Origin of the sequence: Vitiosangium sp. GDMCC 1.1324 (assembly GCF_003044305.1) — a bacterium.
Lineage (GTDB): Bacteria > Myxococcota > Myxococcia > Myxococcales > Myxococcaceae > Archangium.
Genome location: NZ_PZOX01000021.1, coordinates 95,451 through 114,978 on the forward strand (window position 1 = coordinate 95,451; position 19,528 = coordinate 114,978).

Here is a 19,528-nt window from a genome sequence, read left to right on the forward strand (position 1 = left end):
GGCTCAGCGCACCTCCGCCGGAGCCCCGCCCAGCCGCAGCTCGCGCAGGGAGAGGAAGTTGAAGGGGTCCACGTCCACGCCGTGCAGGGAGGCCCGCGCCCGGAAGTAGCGGTCCGGGTGGTACAGCGGCGCGATGACGGCCATCTCGTCGAGGAGCACCGCCTGGGCCTGGCTGTAGAGGGCGCGAGAGCGGGCCTCGTCGGGCTCGGCATCCGCCTCGTCCAGCAGCTTCTCGAAGCGGTCCATGGGCTCACCGCCCTTCTGCGTCTCCCAGCCCGACTGGTGGAGCCCGCTGCGCTCGAAGAGGGTGAAGAAGGTGTTGGGGTGCGCGTAGTCCGCGCCCAGGCGGCGCATGTAGAGGTCGTAGGCGCGCGGGCCCTCGGCGGTGCGGCGGGACAGCTCGGCGGTGAAGTCCGAGCGCGCATCCACCGTCACCTGCACGCCCACCTTGGCGAGCTGCGCGGCCAGGCGCTCGGCGATGGCCACCTCGGGCACGAAGGAGTCCCCCGCCCGGTAGACGAGCCGCAGTGGACGATCGAGGCCAGGGACACCCGCCAGCTCCGCGCGGGCCCGCTCGGGCTCGAAGTGGGGCAGGCGCGCGGCCTCCTCGGGCGTGGCGGCACCGGGCAGTTCGGGAGGGAGCAGGACGTTGCTGGGGCGCACGGCGGGCAGCAGGCCCTTCATCAGGGCCTCGCGATCGATGGCCCGGGCAATGGCTCGGCGCACCTCGGGACGGTCGAGCGGAGGACGCTCGGTGTTGAAGACGAGGAAGTAGGTGGAGAGGAGGGGCTCGCGCTGGAGGTCGTCCGGACGGCGGCCCTGGAGGGCGACGGCGCTGTCCACGAAGACGAAGTCCACCCGGCCGCGCTCGTAGAGGGCGGGGCCGATCTCGGACTTGAGGAGGGTGAGCACGGGCGCGGGATGCTCGCCGGGGCCGAGAGGCGGCGGGAAGGCGGAGTGCGGGTTGTAGACGAGCCGCACGCGCTCTCCGGCACGGTCCCAGCTCTCGACGCGGTACGGGCCGAGCGCCAGGGGATGGCCATCGCGAGGCCGGTCGAAGTAGTCGCGCACCTCTTCCTCGGACTTGCCGGCGAGGACGGCGGAGGGCGTGGGGAAGAACAGGTAGAAGTTGGCGAGGCGCGCGAGGAAGTAACTGCGAGGCCTGGCCAGGGTGACGCGCAGGGTGTGCGAATCGAGGGCCTCGACGCCGACGCGAGCGAGCGCTGCCTGAACCTCCTCGGAGGGCGCGCCCTTCTCCTGGAGGGCAAGCACCTCGTCGGCCCCAGCGAGGTCGGACATCTCCCCGCGCTCGCGGCCCAGGAGGGCACGGTGCCAGCCCATGACGAAGTCCTGGGCGGTGAGCTGGGTCACCCCATCGGACCAGCGCACGTCCTGGCGGAGGTGGAAGGTGTAGACCTCCCGGCCATCGGCGGTGCGGGAACGGTCCCAACGCTCGGCGAGCCCGGGCTGGACGGAGTGATCCGGCGCGAGCGAGGTGAGCCCACGCTGGGTGGCGAGCATGACGGGGTAGTTGGCCCAGCTATTGGGGTCGGAGTAGCTCCAGTCGAGCGTGGTGGGCATCGCGGGGACGATGACCTTGACGCCCGGGTCGGGCTGGAAGCCGCACCGACCACAGCCCCCGGCCACGAGGACCAGGACGAGCATCAAGGCGAGTCGGGACGAGCGCACGAGGGGAGCCACGGGGGCGGGTTGTACCGCGCTGGCGAGGCGGCGTGCGACCACCAGGCAAGGGAACACCCACCCTTCAGCCCACTCCCAGAGCGAAACATCACCTGGAGGTGCCTCCCAAAAACCAAGAATGGCTCACGTTTTGACTATCAATTCCCAGAGAGGAAAGGAGGGCGGCGAGCGTCCTTGAAACCCGGAAATCCCGTCGCTAGGGTGGCGGGCGGCGTGAAACCCCGCTCACGCGGATCGACAAGGAAGCCCCCCGATGAAAACCCGCCGTTCTTCCTCGATGCCACCGGCGCCCAAAAGCAACCCACCGGCGCCCAAGGCACCCCAGCGGAGCAACTCCACTTCCAATGTGAGCACCCCCAAGACCGGCGCGCCGGCGACCTCCAGCCCGCCGACGGTGACGGGGTCCTCGCAGAGCACGGGCAGCACCTCGAGCTTCAGCAGCAAGCCGAGTTCCTCCTCGAGCCACGTTCCCACGAACACCGAGCTCTCGCCGCGCCCCGCCTCGCCCAAGCCCGCGTCCGGCCAGCCGCCGAAGAGTGTTTCGTCGTCGCTGGATGACGAGATCAAGCAGAACCGGGCGAACCTCGCGAAGACCCAGCAGACCGGCGCGTCCCAGGGCGCCCAGGACGCTGGGGTCATCGCGAACGTGCGCCAGCGGATCAGCGAGCAATCGGACAAGTTCGAGCTCAAGTACACCGACAAGGAGCTGGGGGAGATCACGGACCTCGGCAAGAAGCTGGGCATGTCGGATCGTGAGGTCGAGAACCTGATCTACGCGGGCTCTCGCAACGCCAAGCGGATCGATGCCCCCGAGCTGAAGCAGCAGATGGAGAACTACGCCAACATCGTGACCAAGCGTGGTTATCCATATCGCTTCGAAAGCAAGGAGCAGTTCCAGGCGTTCAGCAAGGACCTGCTGCAGGGATTGAAGGCAAAGGGCTTTCCGAACAACGACGTGCGCATCCAGGGCTCGTCGCTGCGCAAGCCCACGGCCGGTGACGTCGATGTGTCCATCCTGGCGAACAAGAATGATTTCGCCAACGCGCTGATCAAGAACTACGACAACAAGCTGACGACGAAGGCGGACGGCAAGAAGATCAGCCTCCAGGGCAAGTCCTTCGACGAGCTGTCCGCGCTCGCTGACGACATCAAGAACAACAAGACGAAGTACAACTCCCAGGCGAGCACCTTCCAGAACGCCATCCACACCGGCATCATGCACTCGACGGGTACGGGCAACCGGGCCATCAAGGACGTGGTGAAGGACATGCAGAAGAACTACCCGGACCTGAACATCGAATCCCTCTCCCTGGTGCTCAAGGGTGGCAAGTTCGACGTTCCTCCCGACATGCACGTGAAGTAAAGGCCCGAGGACAATCGCCATGGACAAGATCGCACTCCACGGAAGTATCGGCTCTGGTGATCCCGAGGTCGTCTCGCGCTTGTTGGCCTCCTGGATGAAGACCGACAAGATGGACGTCCGGTTCCGGCTCCAGGGAGCCGAAATCAAATACCAGGACGACAAGACGGAGCTCTACAGCTACAACGCGGACGAGGATCCGGAGTACCTGCTCGAGGGCTACCTGTCCGGCTCCCTCGACGACGCCAACGCCTCCTTGAAGCGGCTGCTGCAGCTCTGCCAGAAGCAGGGCTTGGACTGCCGGTTCGAGTACGTCCAGGAGAACGAGGACGGCGAGGAGACGAGCGAGCAGTTCTTCGTCGAGTAGGCCGCACTCCCCCGCCCGGGCTCCCCTACGGGCCTGGGCGGGTTCATGGAAGCGCTCAGGGCTTCGGCGTCCCCTTCGAGAGCCGCGCGAGCAGGGCCGCCTTGAAGTCGTCCGGAACGCACTCCTCGGTTCGCACGTCGTGCAGCAGGGTCACGGTCTCATCCATCTGCTGGACGTACGCCCGGCAGCCAGCGCACCGCGCGAGGTGGGCGCGGTAGCCCAGTTGGTCCAGGACCGAGAGCGCCCCTTCCCGCGCATCCGTCACCGCTTCGACGAGTTGCCGACAGGTGATGATCATCCGCCACCTCGAGCCATTTCACGCTCCAGCGCCGCGCGGATGCGAGATCTACCGCGGTGCAGGAGCACGCGTTGATTGCCCTCGGAGATACCGAGCACGGCGCGCACCTCCTCGGAGCTCAGCCCCTCGACGTCGCGGAGCCCGACCACCGTCCGCTGACCGGCCGGCAGGGTCTCGAGCTCGCGCAGCACGAGCGCCCGAAGCTGCTTGCGCATCAAGTCACCTTCGGGGCCTTCGCCGCCCCAGGCCCGCGGAGGGTCGCTCCACCAGCCGAGGGCCGCGAAGCGTTGGGGCGGCACGGCCGGCTCGGGCGCGTCCGGCTCGGCGTCCAGCCAGGCCACCAGCTCGGTGCGTCCGCGCCGGACCATCTCCGTGCGGGTCCGATTGACGAGGATGCGCAGGATCCACGTCTTGAGCGAGGAGCGTGCCTCGAACTGAGCGAGCCCCGCCATGACCGCCACCCACGTCTCCTGGACGACGTCCTGCGCCTGCGCGGCGTCACCGAGCATCGAACGCGCCAGGCGGATCATGGACGGGTAGAGCTGCTCCACGAGCGAGCCCAACGCCTCGGCATCTCCGGCCTTGAGGCGCTCGACCCATGCCAGCTCGGGCTGGTTCATGGCCACGGCCTCAGGTGAGGAAGGGGCGTCCCGGTTGTGCAGGCTGCTCGTCATGAAGGGGGAAGACCTGGCGAACGATTTTCGTAAGCACCCGTGTAACGCCCGGGCACCTGCCGAGACTATTCGGCATGAAAAACCTACTCCAGACGGTTTCGCTCGCAGTGATGTTCTCCCTGGTGGGCTGCGCCTCGCTTCCGAATGTGCCAGCCCAGGAGGGCAGTGCCCAGACATCCGCCACCACGGGCCACGAGCTCGTCGCCGGAGCCCGGGGCACCCGACTCTTCCAACAATGGTGGCGGCCGGAGGGCCAGCCCCCTCGCGCGGTCGTGGTGGTGGTGCACGGCCTGAAGGATCATGGCAGCCGTTACGAGGAGCTGGCCCGACGGCTGGTGGCGAGGAACTTCGCCGTCTACGCCATGGATCTCCGAGGGCACGCTCACTCCGAAGGGCCCCGCGTCGACGTGGGAACATTCAACGATTACATCGAGGACCTCGACGCGGTGATCAAACGTGTCCGAGAGCGGGAGCCGGGCCTTCCCGTGTTCCTCTTCGGCCACAGCATGGGCGGGATGATCGTGACACGCTACACGCTGGAGCACCCCTCGGAGCTCGCGGGGCTCATCACCCACGCGCCGGCGTTGAAGGTCGACGTTCCCGGGATCCAGGTCGCCAGCATCAAGTTCGTGTCGGCGCTCAACCCGAACGCGGGCCTCTTCCAGCTCGACCTCGACGACTACTCGAGAGATCCCCAGGTGGTGAGCGCCGCCAAGGCGGATCCGCTCATCCACCAGCCCGCGGCCCCCGTCCACACGGCGCGCGAGCTGCTCCGGGCCATCGAGCGCACCAACGCGCAGATGGAAGACATCACCCTGCCCGTGCTCATGCTCCACGGCACCGCTGACAAGCTCACGTCCGCGGAGGGCTCGAAGGAGCTGTACCGCCGGGCCCGCTCCACCGACAAGACGCTGAAGCTCTACCCGGGGCTGTACCACGACCTCGTGCACGAGCCCGAGAAGGAGACGGTGCTCAACGACATCACGGCCTGGCTCGAGGCCCGGGCGCCCGGCGCGGCCGCCCTGGCGAAGTGAAGAAGGCAACGCCCTTATGGGAGCGCGTGGAGCTTGAACCAGCGCTCACCCTTCCACTTTCCGGTGCAGCGTCCGCCGGTCAATGCCCAGGACGCGCGCTGCGGCAGCCTTGTTTCCTCCGTGCGCCTCGATCACCCTCCGGATGTAGGCCCGCTCTATCTCCTCGAGAGGGACGCCCTTCTCCGCCCCAGTCATCAAGAGCGCCGCCACCTCGTCGTCCTTCTGAGGAAAGTCCAGGTCCTCGGGAAGCAGGGTGTCGTGCTCGCTCAGAGCGACAGCCCGCTCGATGAGGTTGGCGAGCTCACGAACGTTCCCAGGCCACGAGTAGCTCGCCAGCCGCTTCATGGCGGCGGCTGAAAGCCCGAGAACTTCACGTGAGTGACGGTCGTTGGCCCGGCTGAGGAACAGGTCCGCGAGCGGCACCACATCTTCGCGCCGCTCTCGGAGCGGCGGCACCTCGAGCCGAATGACGTTCAACCGGTAGTAGAGATCAGGCCGGAACTGCCCTTCCCTCAACAGGGTCTCGAGCGGCTGGTTGGTCGCGGCAATGACTCGGGCTCGCACGGCGACCTCGGCTGTAGCCCCCACGGACCGAACCCTCCCTGTTTCGAGCGCGTGGAGCAACTTCGCCTGGGTCTCCAGGGGGAGCTCACCGACCTCATCCAGGAACAGCGTCCCCTCTCCCGCCGAGACGAAGAGGCCCACCCGGTCTTCCCGCGCGTCCGTGAATGCTCCGCGCTTCACACCGAAGAGCTCACTCTCGATGAGGTTGGTGGGCAGCGCCGCGCAGTTGAGCTGGGTGAAGGGGGCGTCGCGCCTGGAACTGGTGTCGTGAATGAACCGCGCAAGGCAGCTCTTTCCCGTCCCCGTCTCGCCTGTCAGGAGAACGGTCGCATCGGACCTCGCCGCCCGGCGCGCGATGTCCAGCAGCTTTCGCATCGCCGGGCTTCTCGCGACGAGGTCTCCTGGAGACTCGGTGGGCAGCGCCGTGCGCAGGCGGACGATCTCACGGCGCATCTGGCGCTCGCGAAGGGCTCTCTCGATGGCCAGCAACAGCACTTCGATTTTGAACGGCTTCGTGACGAAGTCGCAGGCCCCGGCCTTCACGGCGGCAACGGCCGACTCGATGCTGCCGAACGCGGTGATGAAAAGGACGAGCTGGTTCGGCTTGACCTCGTGGATGGCCGTCAGCAGCTCCGTCCCGCGCATCTCCGGCATCTCGATGTCGGTGATGACCAGGTCGAATTCCTCGAGCCGGACCCGGGCAAGCGCCTCATGGGGCGAGGAAAGACCGACCGTCTCATAACCCTTCTCCTCCAGGCTCTCCCGGAGGAAGTCGACCACCCCCGGGTCGTCATCGAGGATGAGCAGCCTCCTGGCGGACGAACTCATACGGTGAGCTCCTTCGTCTCGTTGTTTCTCACGGGCAGGTGCACGGTAAACCGCGTTCCCTCGTCCTTGCGCGAGTCCACCGTCAGGATGCCCCCGTGCTCCGCGATGATGGACTTGACGACGGCGAGGCCGAGGCCCGTCCCACCGGCATCCCCCCAGGCGGTGAAGAAGGGCTCGAACATCCTGGCGAGCACCTCCTCCGTCATGCCAGTCCCCGTATCCTCGACCACGAGCGAGACGGAAGCTCGCTCCGCGCTGCTCCCGGGAGCCTGGAAGGAGGAGGGCGCGAGGGACAGCTTCACGCGCCCTCCTCGCGGAGTGGCTCGGAGCGCATTTCCAAGGAGATTGAGGATGACCTGCTGGATTTGATCTCCATCCGCTGGCACCCGGGGCAGCACCTCGGGAGCCTCGAACTCGAGCCGTACCCCTCTGCGGCGCGCATCCAGCTCGAGCAGCTCGAAGATGGCGCGCCCAGCGGTGCGGACATCGATCTCCTCGAACCGGGGCGGCTTCCGGCGCGCGAGATTGAGGAGCTGCTGAATGATGCGGGCGATCCGGTCCGATTGCTCGACGAGAATGTCCGCGTTGCGCCGCACTTCAGGAGTGATGTCCGGACGCCCCGCCAGCGCGCGGGCCCGCCCATTCAACACCTGAAGGGGTGAGCCGATCTCATGCGCCACCCCCGCGGCAAGCTGACCGATGGTGATGAGCTTGTCGACCCGCTGGAGCTCCGCGTTGAGTGCGCGCCGCGAGTCCTCCTCCTGGGCGAGGCGTCGCCGGACTTCCGCGAGCTCGCTGAGCATCTCGTTGAACTCGACGGCCACCTCCCCCACCTCATCCCTCCTGTTCACGCTGACACTCGCCTGCAGGTCCCCCCCGCGAACGGAGCGCATCGCCGTCACGAGGCTCGCGAGGGGCTGGCGGACATACAAATGGAAGAGCAGCCAGCCCACGGCGGCGATGCCCGCCACCAGGGTCAGGATGGACAGGAAGATGGCGAGCGCGGTCGTCGTCAGGTCGCGCCGTACATCATCGAGCGGCCGCACGAGCGCCAGCGCGCCCACCAGTGCGTTGTTGTCATCGCGCAGAGGAAGCACCGCGACCAGGTGCGAGAGGCCCGCGGGGCCTTCGAAGCGAACGACCGGCTCGCGTGACGCGAGGACCTCGGCGACCGCCCCCGAAAGCGCGGGGAGGCTCAGACTGCTGCTCCAGGAGCTGGCGCTCAGCCGCGCCTGCGCATCGAACACGAAGACATCGGTCGCCGGATCCTTGAACTCGAGAGAATCAAGGATTTCACGGATGTCCGCGGTCTGTCCGTCGCGGAGTGCGTTCTCGACCGCGACCTGAATGGCCGTGCCCAGCAGTTTGAACTCTTGATCGACCGAATGGCGAAGGTCTGCCTGCTCCTGCCGCATCTGGCGGTAGCCGTACGAGCCGAGGATGAGCGCCGTCGTCAGCGTCAGCCCCAACCAGAGCTTGGTGGCGATCCGCATGGCGGCGGACTGTGACAAAAATGTACATGCGGGTCAATTATGCCCGTACATCCGCTGCCGTGGATCTGGGAAACCTCCTCATTTCAATAGGTTACAAGTACCCAGGTCTGGACCGGGGATTGCTCAAACGTCGGTCCATGACGAAGAAGAACTTCCTCCTGACGGGCATCCTGGCGCTCGCCTGTGCGTGCTCGGGAACCGACGCGGCGACCTCCTCAGCACAGTCACAGCCGAGAGAGCGCCTCGTGGATGTCCTCCGCCTCGGCAGGCACCTGGGACTCCACCGCCCTCCGAAGACGCTCGGAAAAACACAGGCACGCGATCTGCCGTAGCCCCTGCCCCTTCATCCACTGGGAGCCTCTTCCTTGCGTCGCGTTCCTCCGCTGCTCGTCTCCTGCCTGCTGCTCGGGGCCGCCTCCGCCCCTGCCCAGCCCGTGCCGTCCTCCCCTGCTCCGGCTGCCCCGGCGCCCGCCGCTCTCTCCTTGGCCTCGCTGCCGGACGAGGACGGCGTGGCCGCGCTGCTGTGGGATCATTCGCCCGAGTTCGCCACCGCCCGGGCCCGTATGGCCTCCTCGCGCTCGGACCTGGTGCGGGCCGGACTGATGCCCAATCCCGAGCTGGATCTCGGCCTCAACACCGTTCCGCTGGGCCCCACCAACCCGCCGGGCCTCAACCGCTGGACGGAGGTGCCCAACTACGGCGTGGGCATCTCCGAGCAGTTCGAGCTGGGCAAGCGCGGCCCTCGCAAGGACTCGGCCCGCGCGGCCCTGGCCTCTACCGCGCTCGACGTGCAGGCCAGCCTGCGCACGCGCACCTATGATGTGCTGGAGCGCGCGGCCGAGGTCGCCACCGCCGAGGTGCGCCTGGCCGAGTTGGAGCAGCTGGCCGGGGATGCCTCGCGGCTGACGGAGCTGCAGCGCGCCCGTGCGCAGCGCGGTGAGACCGCGGGCCTGGACGCGGACCGCTCCGCACTGGAGGAGGCGCAGCTCCAGGGCCAGCTCGCCGAGGAGCGCAACCACCTGGCCGAGGCGCTGCTCTCGTGCTCGCAAACGGTGGGCCTCGCCTGCACGCCCTTCGGCAACCGGGAGGCGGCGTCCCAGTTCCTCGCCACGCGCCTGTCGCGTCCGCTCCCGGACGCCGACGTGCAACAGCGGCCGGACCTGCGCTCGCTCGAGGCGCAGCAGCGCAGTGCCCAATCCGCCTTGAAGCTCGCCCGGCGGCGCTGGATTCCGGACCCCACCCTGCGCGCCGGCTACCTGCGCGACCAATTCGTCGTCTCCGGCAACCAGCTGAACTCGCTGGGCTTCACGCTCACCGTCCCCCTGCCCCTCTTCGACCACGGCCAGGCAGACAGGTTGGCCGCGAGCACCACGGCCGAGGCCGCCGAGCGCGCCCGCCTCCAGCTCACCGCCCAGGCCGAGCGCGACATGGTCACCCTCTCCGCCCAGCGCCAGGCGGTGGAGGCCCGTCGCGAGCGAGTGCATACCCAGACGCTGCCGCAGGCCTCCAACCTGGTGCAGCGGCTCGAGGCGGCGGTGAAGGCCGGCGGGGCTTCGATGCTGGACCTGCTCTTCGCCCGCCGCACCTACGGCCAGTTCCTGATGGACGCCGCCGACCTGGACCTCGCCGCCTTCCGCCTCTCGGTGTCGATGGAGCGCGTGCGCGCCACCGGCCCCAAGGCCCCCACCGAGCTGAGCGAGCACTTCTGACGTTCTTTCCTTCTCTGGAGACCCCCTACCATGACTGATTCTTCCTCTCGTTTTCCCCGCCGCCCCCTCTGGTTCACCGCCGCGGGCCTCGGCCTGGGCGCCGCCGTCACCCTCGGACTGGTGCTCGGCCGCCCCACTCCCGCCGAGGCGGAGGGCACTGCCACCGTCGATCCCATCGTGAGGGATGAGAGCGTGCACCTGCCTCTGGATGGCCCGCAGTGGCAGTACATCGAGCTCGCGGTGGCCGCCGAGGCTCCGGCGCTCGCGCCACTGCCGGCCCCGGGCCGGGTAGACCTGGACGAGCACCGCACCTCCGCCGTGGGCTCGCCGTTGGCAGGCCGTGTGGATCAGGTGCGCGTGCGCATCGGAGACCGGGTGAAGGCGGGAGACCGGCTCTTCTCCGTGCGCTCGGGCGCCTACGCGGACCTGGACCGCGAGCTGAAGAGCACCGAGTCGGACGTGACGACCCGGCAGAAACTGGTGGATCGGCTGCGCGAGCTGGTGGGCCTGCAGGCCGCGCCGGAGAAGGATCTGCTGGCGGCCGAAGCCGAGCTGCGCCAGGCGAAGCTGGCCCTGGAGGCCGCCAAGGCCAAGCGCTCCAGCCTCTCCGTGTCCGCCGAGGGCGACAACCTCTTCTGGGTGACGGCGCCGCGCTCGGGCACGGTGGTGGACCAGAACGTGACGACGAGCCAGGAGGTGACGCCAGACCGGGACGCGCCACTCCTGCGCATCTCCGACCTGGGCGAGGTGGTGGTGCAAGCGGATGTGCAGGAGGCGGACGCTTCCGACCTGCAAGAGGGACAGGAGGTGACCGTCACCACCCAGGGAGGCTCGGTGAAGCGCCAGGGCAAGGTGGAGCGCGTCTCGGAGGTGGTGGACCCGCAGCGGCGCACCGTGGTGGTCCGCGTCCGGGTAGCCAACGAGGACCGGGCCCTGAGACCCAACGCCTTCGTCGAGGTAACGCCCGCGCCGCCAGCGGACGAGAAGCGGGTGCGCGTGCCCGCCGGCGCCGTCATCACCAACGGGGAGCGCTCGGTGGTGTTCGTGACACACGAGGCCGGCCGATTGGAGCGAGTGCCGGTGACGGTGGGCCGGCGCCGTGATGGCGAGGTGGAGGTGCGCGCCGGCCTGGACGTGGGCAGCCGCTACGTCGCTCGTGGCGCGCTCCTGCTGGAGAACACCATCGAACTGGCGGACTAGCAGCAGCCTGGAGACTCATTCATGTTCGACAAACTCGTAGACTTCTCACTCAAGAACCGGGCCGCGGTCCTCTTCTGCACGGTGCTGATCGCCATCTGGGGATGGGTGAGCTTCAAGGGCCTCACCGTGGAGGCCTTCCCGGACCCCACGGACACGCAGGTGCAGGTCATCACCCTCTTCCCCGGCCAGCCCTCGGAGGAGGTGGAGCGTCAGATTGGCCTGCCGCTGGAGCGCGCGCTCAACGGCACACCGGGCCTGAACCGGTTGCGCAACCTGTCGCTCTTCGGACTGTCCTTCGTCACCCTCACCTTCAATGACGGGGTGGACGGACAGGCGGCGCGCCAGCAGGTGCTGGAGCGGCTGCGCGACGCGGAGCTGCCCGATGGCATCACCCCGGAGCTGGGGCCCTACGCCACGCCCATCGGAGAGGTGTACCGCTACACGCTCAGCGGCGCGAAGGGCGACCCGATGAAGCTGCGCACCCTGCAGGACTGGGTGGTGCGCCCGATGATGCTGCGCGTGAACGGCGTGGCGGACGTGGTGTCCATCGGTGGCCTCTTGCGCGAGGTGCACGTGCAGCCGGACCCGGCGCGCCTGGCCTCCTTCGGCCTGACGCTGGACGACTTGGAGAAGGCCCTCCAGGGCGGCAGCAAGAACGCCTCGGGCGGAGTGCTGGAGCGCGGCGCCGAGCAGCTCGTCATCCGCAGCCAGGGCCTCTTCACCAACCTGGACGACATCCGCAACGTGCGCGTGGCCACGCATGACGGCACCCCCGTCTTCATCAAGAACGTGGCGGAGGTGACGGACGGTTGGGCCCCGCGCCAGGGCGTGGTGAGCCGCGGCACCAACTTCGACTCCGTGGAGGGCATCGTGCTGATGCGCCGCGGGGAGAACCCCTCCGATGTGCTCGCTCGCCTGCGCGACTCGGTGGGCGAAATCAACCACCGCCTGGAGCAGGACGGAGCCCGGGTAGAGCCCTTCTATGACCGCACGGACCTGGTGAACACCACCCTCAAGACGGTGGGCCACAACCTGCTCGAGGGCGGCATCGTGGTGACGCTCGTCCTCTTCATCTTCCTGTTGGACCTGAGGGCGGCGCTGGTGGTGGGCACGTTGATTCCCCTCTCGCTGCTCAGCTCGTTCATCTACCTGAAGATGCGAGGCATGTCCGCCAACCTGCTGTCGCTGGGCGCGGTGGACTTCGGCGTCATCGTGGACGGCGGCGTGGTCATCATCGAGAGCATCCTGATCAAGCTGGCGCTCGACCACGGGCATGGACACGGGGCGCCGCACAAGGAAGTGCCGGTGGAGGACCGCATCCGCCAGGCCACCTCCCAGGTGGTGCGGCCCACGGTATTCTCCATGCTCATCATCATCGCGGCCTACCTGCCCATCTTCATGCTGGAGCGGGTGGAGGGACGCATCTTCAGCCCCATGGCCAACACGGTGGTGGCGGCGCTCGTCGGCGCGCTCATCTTCTCGGTGACGCTGGTGCCGGTGCTGGCCTCGTTCGCCTACCGCAAGGGGACGAAGCACAAGGAGAGCCCGGTGCTGAAGCTGGCCGAGCGCGTCTACGGCCCCGTGCTGAAGTTCGCCCTGAAGAGGCCCGCGCTGGTGCTGAGCCTGGCCACGGCGGGCCTGTTGGTGGCGGGGGTGATGGTGCCTCGCCTGGGCAGCGAGTTCCTCCCCGCGCTCAACGAGGGCAGCATCTACATGACCTTCAGCCTGCCCTCCAACGTCTCCCTCACCGAGGGCCGCAAGCTGGTGCCGCGCATCACCCGCCTCATCGAGCAGGCCCCCCAGGTGGAGCAGGTGCTCTCCGCCCTGGGCCGCCCCGAGGACGGCACGGACGCCAAGCTGGCCAACAACCTGGAGTTCTTCGTCAAGCTCAAGCCGCCCCACGAGTGGCCCAAGGAGACGCCCACCCTCGAGGACGTGATGGACGCGCTCAAGAAGCCCATCGACGGCATCCCCGGCCTGGAGGTGAACTTCAGCCAGCCCATCGGGGACAACGTCAACGAGAGCATCTCCGGCCAGCAGGGCCAGATTGCCGTGAAGCTCTACGGGGACGACCTGGCGGCGCTGCAGGGGCTGGCGGAGAAGGTGAAGAACACCATCTCCCACGTGGAGGGCGTGGCGGACCTGGGCCTGGTGAAGAGCGCGGCGGTGCTGCAGGTGCAGGTGACGCCGGACCGGGTGGCGCTCGCGCGCTACGGCATGGACATGGGCGAGTTCCAGCACGTGCTGCAGACGGCGCTCAGCGGCCAGCCGGTGAGCGAGTTCTGGGAGGGTGAGCGGCGCTTCGACGTCGTCATGCGCCTGCCCTCCTCCAGCCGCGACGACGTGGAGAAGATCCGCAAGATGCGCGTGCCGGTGGACGGTGGGGTGACGGTGCCGCTCGAGGCGCTGGCCCAGGTGAGCAACGGACAGGGCCGCGCGTCCATCAACCGCGAGAACGGCCGGCGCTACATCGGCATCCGCATGAACGTGCGCGGACGCGACATGGGCTCGTTCGTGGAGGAGGCCCGCGTCAAGGTGGCCAATGAAGTGCCCCTGCCTCCGGGCGTGGGCATCGAGTGGGGCGGCGAGTTCGAGAGCAAGGAGCGCGCGATGCACCGGTTGCTGATGGTGGTGCCGGTGGCGCTCGTGCTGACGCTGCTGCTGCTGTTCAAGGCGTTCAACTCGTTTGGCCGCGCGGTCATCACGTTGATGAACGTGCCCTTCGCGCTGATGGGAGGCGTCTTCGGCCTGTTCCTCGCGGGCATGCCGCTGTCGGTGGCGGCGGCGGTGGGCTTCATCGCCCTGATAGGCCAGGCAGCGCTCAACGGCGTGCTGGTGATGTCGGCCATCGCCGAGCGGCGCGAGGCAGGCGAGCCGCTGGAGTCGGCCATCTTCCATGGTGCGATGGAGCGACTGCGGCCGGTGCTGATGACGGCGTCGCTGGCGGCACTGGGCCTGGTGCCCGCGTGCTTGAGCCGGGGCATCGGCTCGGAGACGCAGAAGCCACTGGCGGTGGTCATCGTGGCGGGCACCCTCTCGGCGTGTGCGCTGACGCTGGTGCTGCTGCCGGTGATGTTCAGGGTCTTCACGCAGCTCACCGAGCGGCTCGTGGGCAAGATGCCCGCGCGCCTGCTCAAGGTGGTACCGGCCGCGGAGAAGCTGAAGAAGACCGGCTCGTGAGCTCGTTGTAGCAGGCAACACCCCTCTCCCGTGTCGGGGAGAGGGTTGAGGTCGAGAGGGCGCATGCCGTGAGCGCCCACTCCCTCTGGGCGAGGACCGTGATGGGGTCTCAACCCCTCTCACCCCACCCCGGTCCTCACTCGTTATTTGGCCGCCTCCAGCGGCTCTCCCACACGGCACTCGGTGCTCGCGGGGCTCATCTACCGGCAAGACGCTGAAGCGAGGCCTCGGCACCCGGCGCGCCGCCCTGGCGAAGCGAGGAAGAAAAAACGGGCCCCAGGGTGATTTCCCTGGGGCCCGCGAATCACTTCACCGGTTCAACCCGTGTGACGCCTACGCCGGAGCGGAGGCGGCGGCCGAGGAGACCTCGGGAGCCTTCTGCGGCTCCGTCTTGCGGCCGAACTCCTCGGGCTTCTCGAGGACCAGGGCCTCGCGCAGCACGTCGTCCACGAACTCCACGGGGACGATGCGCAGCTGGGCGCGGATCTTCTTCGGGATGTCCTTCAGGTCCTTCTTGTTGGCCTTCGGGATGAGGACGATCTTGATGCCCGCGCGGTGGGCGGCGAGCGTCTTCTCCTTCAGGCCGCCGATGGGCAGCACCCGGCCACGCAGGGTGATCTCTCCCGTCATGGCCACGTCCTTGCGCACCGGAATCCGGGTGAGCGCGGACACGAGCGCGGTGCACATGGTGACACCGGCGGACGGACCGTCCTTCGGGATGGCGCCCTCGGGCAGGTGGACGTGGATGTCGTAGTTCTCGAACATCTTGCGGTCGATCCCGAACCGCTCGGCGCGCGAGCGCACGTACGACATGGCCGCCTGGGCCGACTCCTGCATCACCTCGCCCAGCTTGCCGGTGATGATGAGCTTGCCCTTGCCCGGCATCACGGTGGCCTCGGTGGTGAGAATCTCACCGCCCATCTCCGTCCAGGCCAGGCCCGTGACGATGCCCACCTGATCCTCGCGCTCGGCCACGCCGTAGCGGAAGCGCGGGGTGCCCAGGTACTTCATCGCCTGCTTGCGGTCGACCAGGATGTCCCGCTTGCCGTTCTTCAGGATGTCGCGGGCAATCTTGCGGAACACGCCGCCGATCTCACGCTCCAGCGAGCGCACGCCCGACTCACGCGTGTAGCGGTGGATGATGGTCCGCAGCGCGTCGTTGGTGATGTCCACCTTGAGGTCGGTGAGCCCGTTGGCCTCCTGCTCCTTGGGGATCAGGTAGCGCCGCGCGATGTTCAGCTTCTCCGGCTCGGTGTAGCCGGCGATGCGGATGACCTCCATGCGGTCCTGGAGAGGACCGGGGATGTTGTGCATCGTGTTCGCGGTGCAGATGAACATCACCTTCGACAGGTCGTAGTCGAGGTCGAGGTAGTGGTCGTTGAAGTTGTGGTTCTGCTCGGGGTCCAGCACCTCCAGCAGCGCCGCGCTCGGGTCGCCGCGGAAGTCGGTGGACATCTTGTCGATCTCATCGAGCAGGAAGACGGGGTTGTTGCTGCCCGCCTTCTTGAGCGACTGAATCAACTTGCCCGGCATCGCGCCGATGTACGTGCGCCGGTGGCCACGGATTTCGGCCTCGTCGCGCACGCCGCCCAGCGACAGCCGGACGAACTTGCGGCCGGTGGCCCGGGCGATGGAGCGCGCCAGCGACGTCTTGCCGACGCCCGGAGGCCCCACGAAGCAGAGCACGGGGCCCTTGAGCTTCTTCACCAGCTGCTGCACGGCCAGGTACTCGAGGATGCGCTCCTTGGGGCGCTTGAGACCGTAGTGGTCCTCGTTGAGCACCCGCTCGGCCTCGACGACGTCCAGGCGGTCCTGGGTCTCCTCGTACCAGGGCAGGCTGATGATCCAGTCGATGTAGTTGCGAACGACGGTGGCCTCGGCGCTCATCGGGCTCATCATCCGGAGCTTCTTGAGCTCCTTCTTGACCTTGAGCGTGGCCTCCTTGCTCATCCGCTTGTTCTTGAGCTTCTCCTCGATCTCCTGGATCTCGTTCTTGAACTCGTCGCGCTCGCCCAGCTCCTTCTGAATGGCCTGCATCTGCTCATTCAGGTAGTACTCCTTCTGGGTCTTCTCCATCTGCTTCTTGACGCGGGTGCGGATCTTCTTCTCCACCTGGAGGATCTCGATCTCACCCTGCATCAGCTCGTAGAGCTTCTCGAGCCGCTTGGCCGGGCTCTCCGTCTCGAGCAGCGCCTGCTTGTCATTCAGCTTGAGGGAGAGGTGCGCGACGATGGTGTCGGCGAGCCGCGCGGGGTCGTCGATGCTCGCCACCTGCATGAGCATCTCGGGCGGAATGCGCTTGTTGAGCTTGACGAAGGCCTCGAAGACCGAGTGCACGCTGCGCACGAGCGCCTCGAGCTCGACGGACTTCTCGCTCTGCTCCTCGACCTCCTCCACCTCGACCATGAAGAAGGCGTCGTTGGGCATGAACTTCTTCACCTTTGCCCGGCGCACGCCCTCCACGAGCACCTTCACGGTACCGTCCGGTAGCGGGAGGAGCTGGATGACATGCCCGATGGTGCCGAAGTGGAAGATGTCCTCCGGCGTCGGGTCATTCGTCTTGGCCTTCTTCTGGGCGGCCAGGAGGATGACGGCCTTGTCATCGGGGCCCTTGTGCGCCATCGCGTCCTTCAGCGCCGCAATGGACTTCTCCCGGCCGACGAACAGCGGGACCACCATGTGCGGGAACACGATGATGTCCCGCAGCGGAAGGAGCGGAACGGTGCTCCCACGCTTCTGGGCATCCCTCTTGTCGTCTCGTCCGAAGAACATGTATTCGCCACCTGCCTGCTTGCAACCCGTGGGAGCAAGCCCCTGGAATGTTGCCCGGCCGCACTGCGGGAGTGCGAACGGGTAAGACGGTCTCTATAACACGGCCCCTCCGGCGGCCGTTCCCCGTGTGAAAGATGGGGAACGTTGGCCTGCAAGCAAGGGAACACCTTGGGGCCATCGGGTGTCCGGCCGGTGCTTTAGCGGCCCCGGGATGCGCTCGCAGCGGATGCAATCACGTCCGCCTGGACGCCAAGCACCTCGAAAAGGAAGCTGTAGAGGTCCACGCTGGACTCGATGGCCTTGGCCACCTGGTCCGCCCCGCCGTGGCCTGCGTTGGCCTCCACCCTCAGGAAGGCGGGTGCGGCATGACCCGCGTTCTGCACGGCGGCCACGAACTTGCGGGCGTGCAGGGGATCGACCCGGTCGTCGTGGTCCGAGCCCATCATCAAGAGGGCCGGATAGCGCACGCCCGGCCTCACGCGGTGGTAGGGCGAGTAGGCGTGAAGCACGCGGAAGTCCTCGGGATTGTCGGCGGAGCCGTACTCGGGAACCCACGTCTTGCCACTGCCGAACAGGTGGTAGCGCACCATGTCCAACAAGGGCACCTGGCACACCACCGCGCCATACAACTCGGGGCGCTGGGTCATCGCGGCCCCCACCAGCAGGCCGCCGTTGCTGCCCCCGGAGATGGCGAGCCGGTCGGGCCGGGTATAGCCCTCGCGGACGAGGAAGTCGGCCGCCGCATGGAGGTCGTCGAAGACGTTCTGCTTGCGGTGCAGGCGCCCGGCCTCATGCCAGTCCTTCCCGTACTCCCCGCCCCCGCGCAGGTTGGCCACCACGTACACGCCCCCCGCGTCCAGCCACGGGTAGATGCTGGAGCGGAACGACGGCAGCAGGCTCACGTTGAAGCCGCCGTAGCCGTAGAGCAGCGTGGGGTTGCCGCCGTCCTTCTTCAGGTCCTTGCGGTGCACGAGGAAGAGGGGCACGCGCGTGCCGTCCCTGGAGCGGAAGAAGGCCTGTTCGACGGTGTAGCGCTCGGGATGGATGGGGAGCTCCACCCGGGCCCAGAGCGCCACCCGGCCGGTGGACACGGACGTCTTGTAGACCTGCGGCGGGGAGATGAAGGAGCTGAAGACGAACCAGGCCTCGTCGCGGTCTTCCAGGCCGTAGAGGTTGCTCGCCGCGCCTACGCCGGGCAGCGCCACGTCACGCACCGGCTGGCCCTCCAGCGTCACCAGGCGGACGCGGGTGGTGGCGTCCTTCAGGTACTCGAGCGCCAGGTGGCCACCCACGATGTTGATGGACTGAAGCGAGGCGGAGGGGTCCTCGGGGACAATCTCCTTCCAGGCCGGGCGCTCGGGCGCGTTGGGAGACACCTTGAAGACGCGCTGCAAGGGGGCGCCCTCCTCGGTGAGGACGTAAAACCAGTCCTGCCAGACGTCGACCGAGTACTTCGCGCCCTCGCCCTTCACCAGCAGGCGGAAGTCCCGCTCCCCCACCCGCTTCCACCAGACGTCGTTCTCGTTCCAGCCGCGGGAGATGTAGACGAAGAGGTACTTGCCGTCCCGGCTGACGCCTCCGTTGAGGAACGTCTTCGGGTCGCCAGTGCGCGGGTGCACCAGGGGGTCCGTCTTCGGGTCCGTGCCCAGCTGGTGCAGGCGCAGCTCGGTGTAGCCGGGCCGCTCGGCCACGGGGATGGACGGGTCCGTGGGCAGCCACGCGTAGTAGAAGGACTGATTGTCCGGCGTCCAGCTCGGGGAGGCATACTTGGCCCCCTCGATGACGTCCACCTCGCTCCACGTCCCGGAGTCCACGTCGAGCACGTGGAGGATGGCCTCGTCCGCCGCGTTGGGCTTGCGGGTGAAGGCCAGCTTCCTGCCGTCCCACGAGGGCGCCCACAGGCCGAGCGACACCGTGCCATCCGGGCTCCAGGTGTTGGGATCGATCAGCACGCGCTCCTCGCCCTGCTCGCCCTCGCGCCAGTAGAGGACGGCCTTCTCCTTGTCCTTGTGAGTGCGGACGTAGAAGTAGCGGTTGCCACGCACCGCGGGTGCGGACATGGACTCCACGTAGAAGAGCTCGGTGAAGCGCTGCCGCAGGGCGTCGCGGCCGGGGAAGCGCGAGAGGTGCTCACGGGTGAAGACGTCCTGGGTCTTCATCCACGCCTGCACCTCGGGGGAGCGCTCGTCCTCGAGCCACCGGAACGGGTCCGCCACCTCCACCCCGTGCAGGATGTCCACCACCGCCTCGACCCGTGTGGACGGGTAGTTCATCCGCTTCGTCTCCATGGATGGGAACGCAGATAAGGCGACGCCCCCGTCCGTCCCACGAAAAGTGCGGGACTGGCG

Annotated in this window: 13 protein-coding genes; 6 read left to right on the top strand and 7 right to left on the bottom strand. The window is 67.7% G+C overall.

Features of this window, described 5'->3' with window-relative positions; translation table 11 throughout:
- Window positions 1–3: 3 nt before the first annotated feature.
- Window positions 4–1,665: a peptide ABC transporter substrate-binding protein gene (locus tag DAT35_RS43265; RefSeq protein ID WP_108075295.1), complete on the bottom strand. Its 1,662-nt coding sequence runs from the start codon at window positions 1,663–1,665 to the stop codon at window positions 4–6.
- 382 nt (window positions 1,666–2,047) lie between these two features.
- Here DAT35_RS43265 and DAT35_RS43270 point away from each other — a divergent pair, with 382 nt between their 5' ends.
- Entirely contained in the window at window positions 2,048–3,064 is a 1,017-nt protein-coding gene (locus DAT35_RS43270; RefSeq protein WP_146210118.1) for a hypothetical protein, read from the top strand.
- 19 nt (window positions 3,065–3,083) lie between these two features.
- Entirely contained in the window at window positions 3,084–3,428 is a 345-nt protein-coding gene (locus DAT35_RS43275) for a hypothetical protein (RefSeq protein ID WP_108075179.1), read from the top strand.
- A gap of 55 nt (window positions 3,429–3,483) precedes the next feature.
- On the opposite strand, the gene DAT35_RS43280 is transcribed toward DAT35_RS43275, so the two are convergent.
- Entirely contained in the window at window positions 3,484–3,726 is a 243-nt protein-coding gene (locus DAT35_RS43280; protein ID WP_108075180.1) for an anti-sigma factor, read from the bottom strand.
- Entirely contained in the window at window positions 3,723–4,346 is a 624-nt protein-coding gene (locus tag DAT35_RS43285) for an RNA polymerase sigma factor (RefSeq protein ID WP_158502126.1), read from the bottom strand. Before DAT35_RS43285 ends, DAT35_RS43280 begins: the two co-directional genes overlap by 4 nt.
- Before the next feature lie 128 nt (window positions 4,347–4,474).
- Here DAT35_RS43285 and DAT35_RS43290 point away from each other — a divergent pair, with 128 nt between their 5' ends.
- Entirely contained in the window at window positions 4,475–5,434 is a 960-nt protein-coding gene (locus tag DAT35_RS43290) for an alpha/beta hydrolase (RefSeq protein ID WP_108075182.1), read from the top strand.
- Window positions 5,435–5,479: 45 nt separating this feature from the next.
- On the opposite strand, the gene DAT35_RS43295 is transcribed toward DAT35_RS43290, so the two are convergent.
- Together DAT35_RS43295 and DAT35_RS43300 are read right to left on the bottom strand one after the other, a co-directional pair.
- Window positions 5,480–6,826 carry a sigma-54 dependent transcriptional regulator gene (locus DAT35_RS43295; protein ID WP_108075183.1) on the bottom strand — a complete coding sequence of 449 codons (1,347 nt, stop codon included), beginning with the start codon at window positions 6,824–6,826 and terminating at the stop codon, window positions 5,480–5,482.
- On the bottom strand, window positions 6,823–8,319 hold the full coding sequence (locus tag DAT35_RS43300) for an ATP-binding protein (RefSeq protein ID WP_108075184.1): 1,497 nt from the start codon (window positions 8,317–8,319) through the stop codon (window positions 6,823–6,825). The genes DAT35_RS43295 and DAT35_RS43300 overlap by 4 nt, the downstream gene beginning before the upstream one ends.
- A 365-nt stretch (window positions 8,320–8,684) precedes the next feature.
- On the opposite strand from DAT35_RS43300, the gene DAT35_RS43305 reads away from it, so the two are divergent.
- From DAT35_RS43305 to DAT35_RS43315, 3 genes are read left to right on the top strand one after another with little or no spacing between them, the layout of a single operon-like run.
- A complete protein-coding gene (locus tag DAT35_RS43305; RefSeq protein ID WP_108075185.1) occupies window positions 8,685–10,028 on the top strand; it encodes a TolC family protein in 1,344 nt (447 codons plus the stop codon).
- Window positions 10,029–10,058: 30 nt separating this feature from the next.
- Entirely contained in the window at window positions 10,059–11,228 is a 1,170-nt protein-coding gene (locus DAT35_RS43310; protein ID WP_108075186.1) for an efflux RND transporter periplasmic adaptor subunit, read from the top strand.
- A 21-nt stretch (window positions 11,229–11,249) separates the two neighbouring features.
- Window positions 11,250–14,408 carry an efflux RND transporter permease subunit gene (locus DAT35_RS43315; protein ID WP_108075187.1) on the top strand — a complete coding sequence of 1,053 codons (3,159 nt, stop codon included), beginning with the start codon at window positions 11,250–11,252 and terminating at the stop codon, window positions 14,406–14,408.
- 333 nt (window positions 14,409–14,741) lie between these two features.
- Here DAT35_RS43315 and lon read toward each other — a convergent pair whose 3' ends face one another.
- Window positions 14,742–17,180: an endopeptidase La gene (gene lon / locus DAT35_RS43320; protein ID WP_108075188.1), complete on the bottom strand. Its 2,439-nt coding sequence runs from the start codon at window positions 17,178–17,180 to the stop codon at window positions 14,742–14,744.
- Between the two features lie 197 nt (window positions 17,181–17,377).
- Window positions 17,378–19,453, bottom strand: a complete 2,076-nt coding sequence (locus DAT35_RS43325) for a prolyl oligopeptidase family protein (protein ID WP_108075189.1) — start codon at window positions 19,451–19,453, stop codon at window positions 17,378–17,380.
- Window positions 19,454–19,528 lie beyond the last annotated feature (75 nt).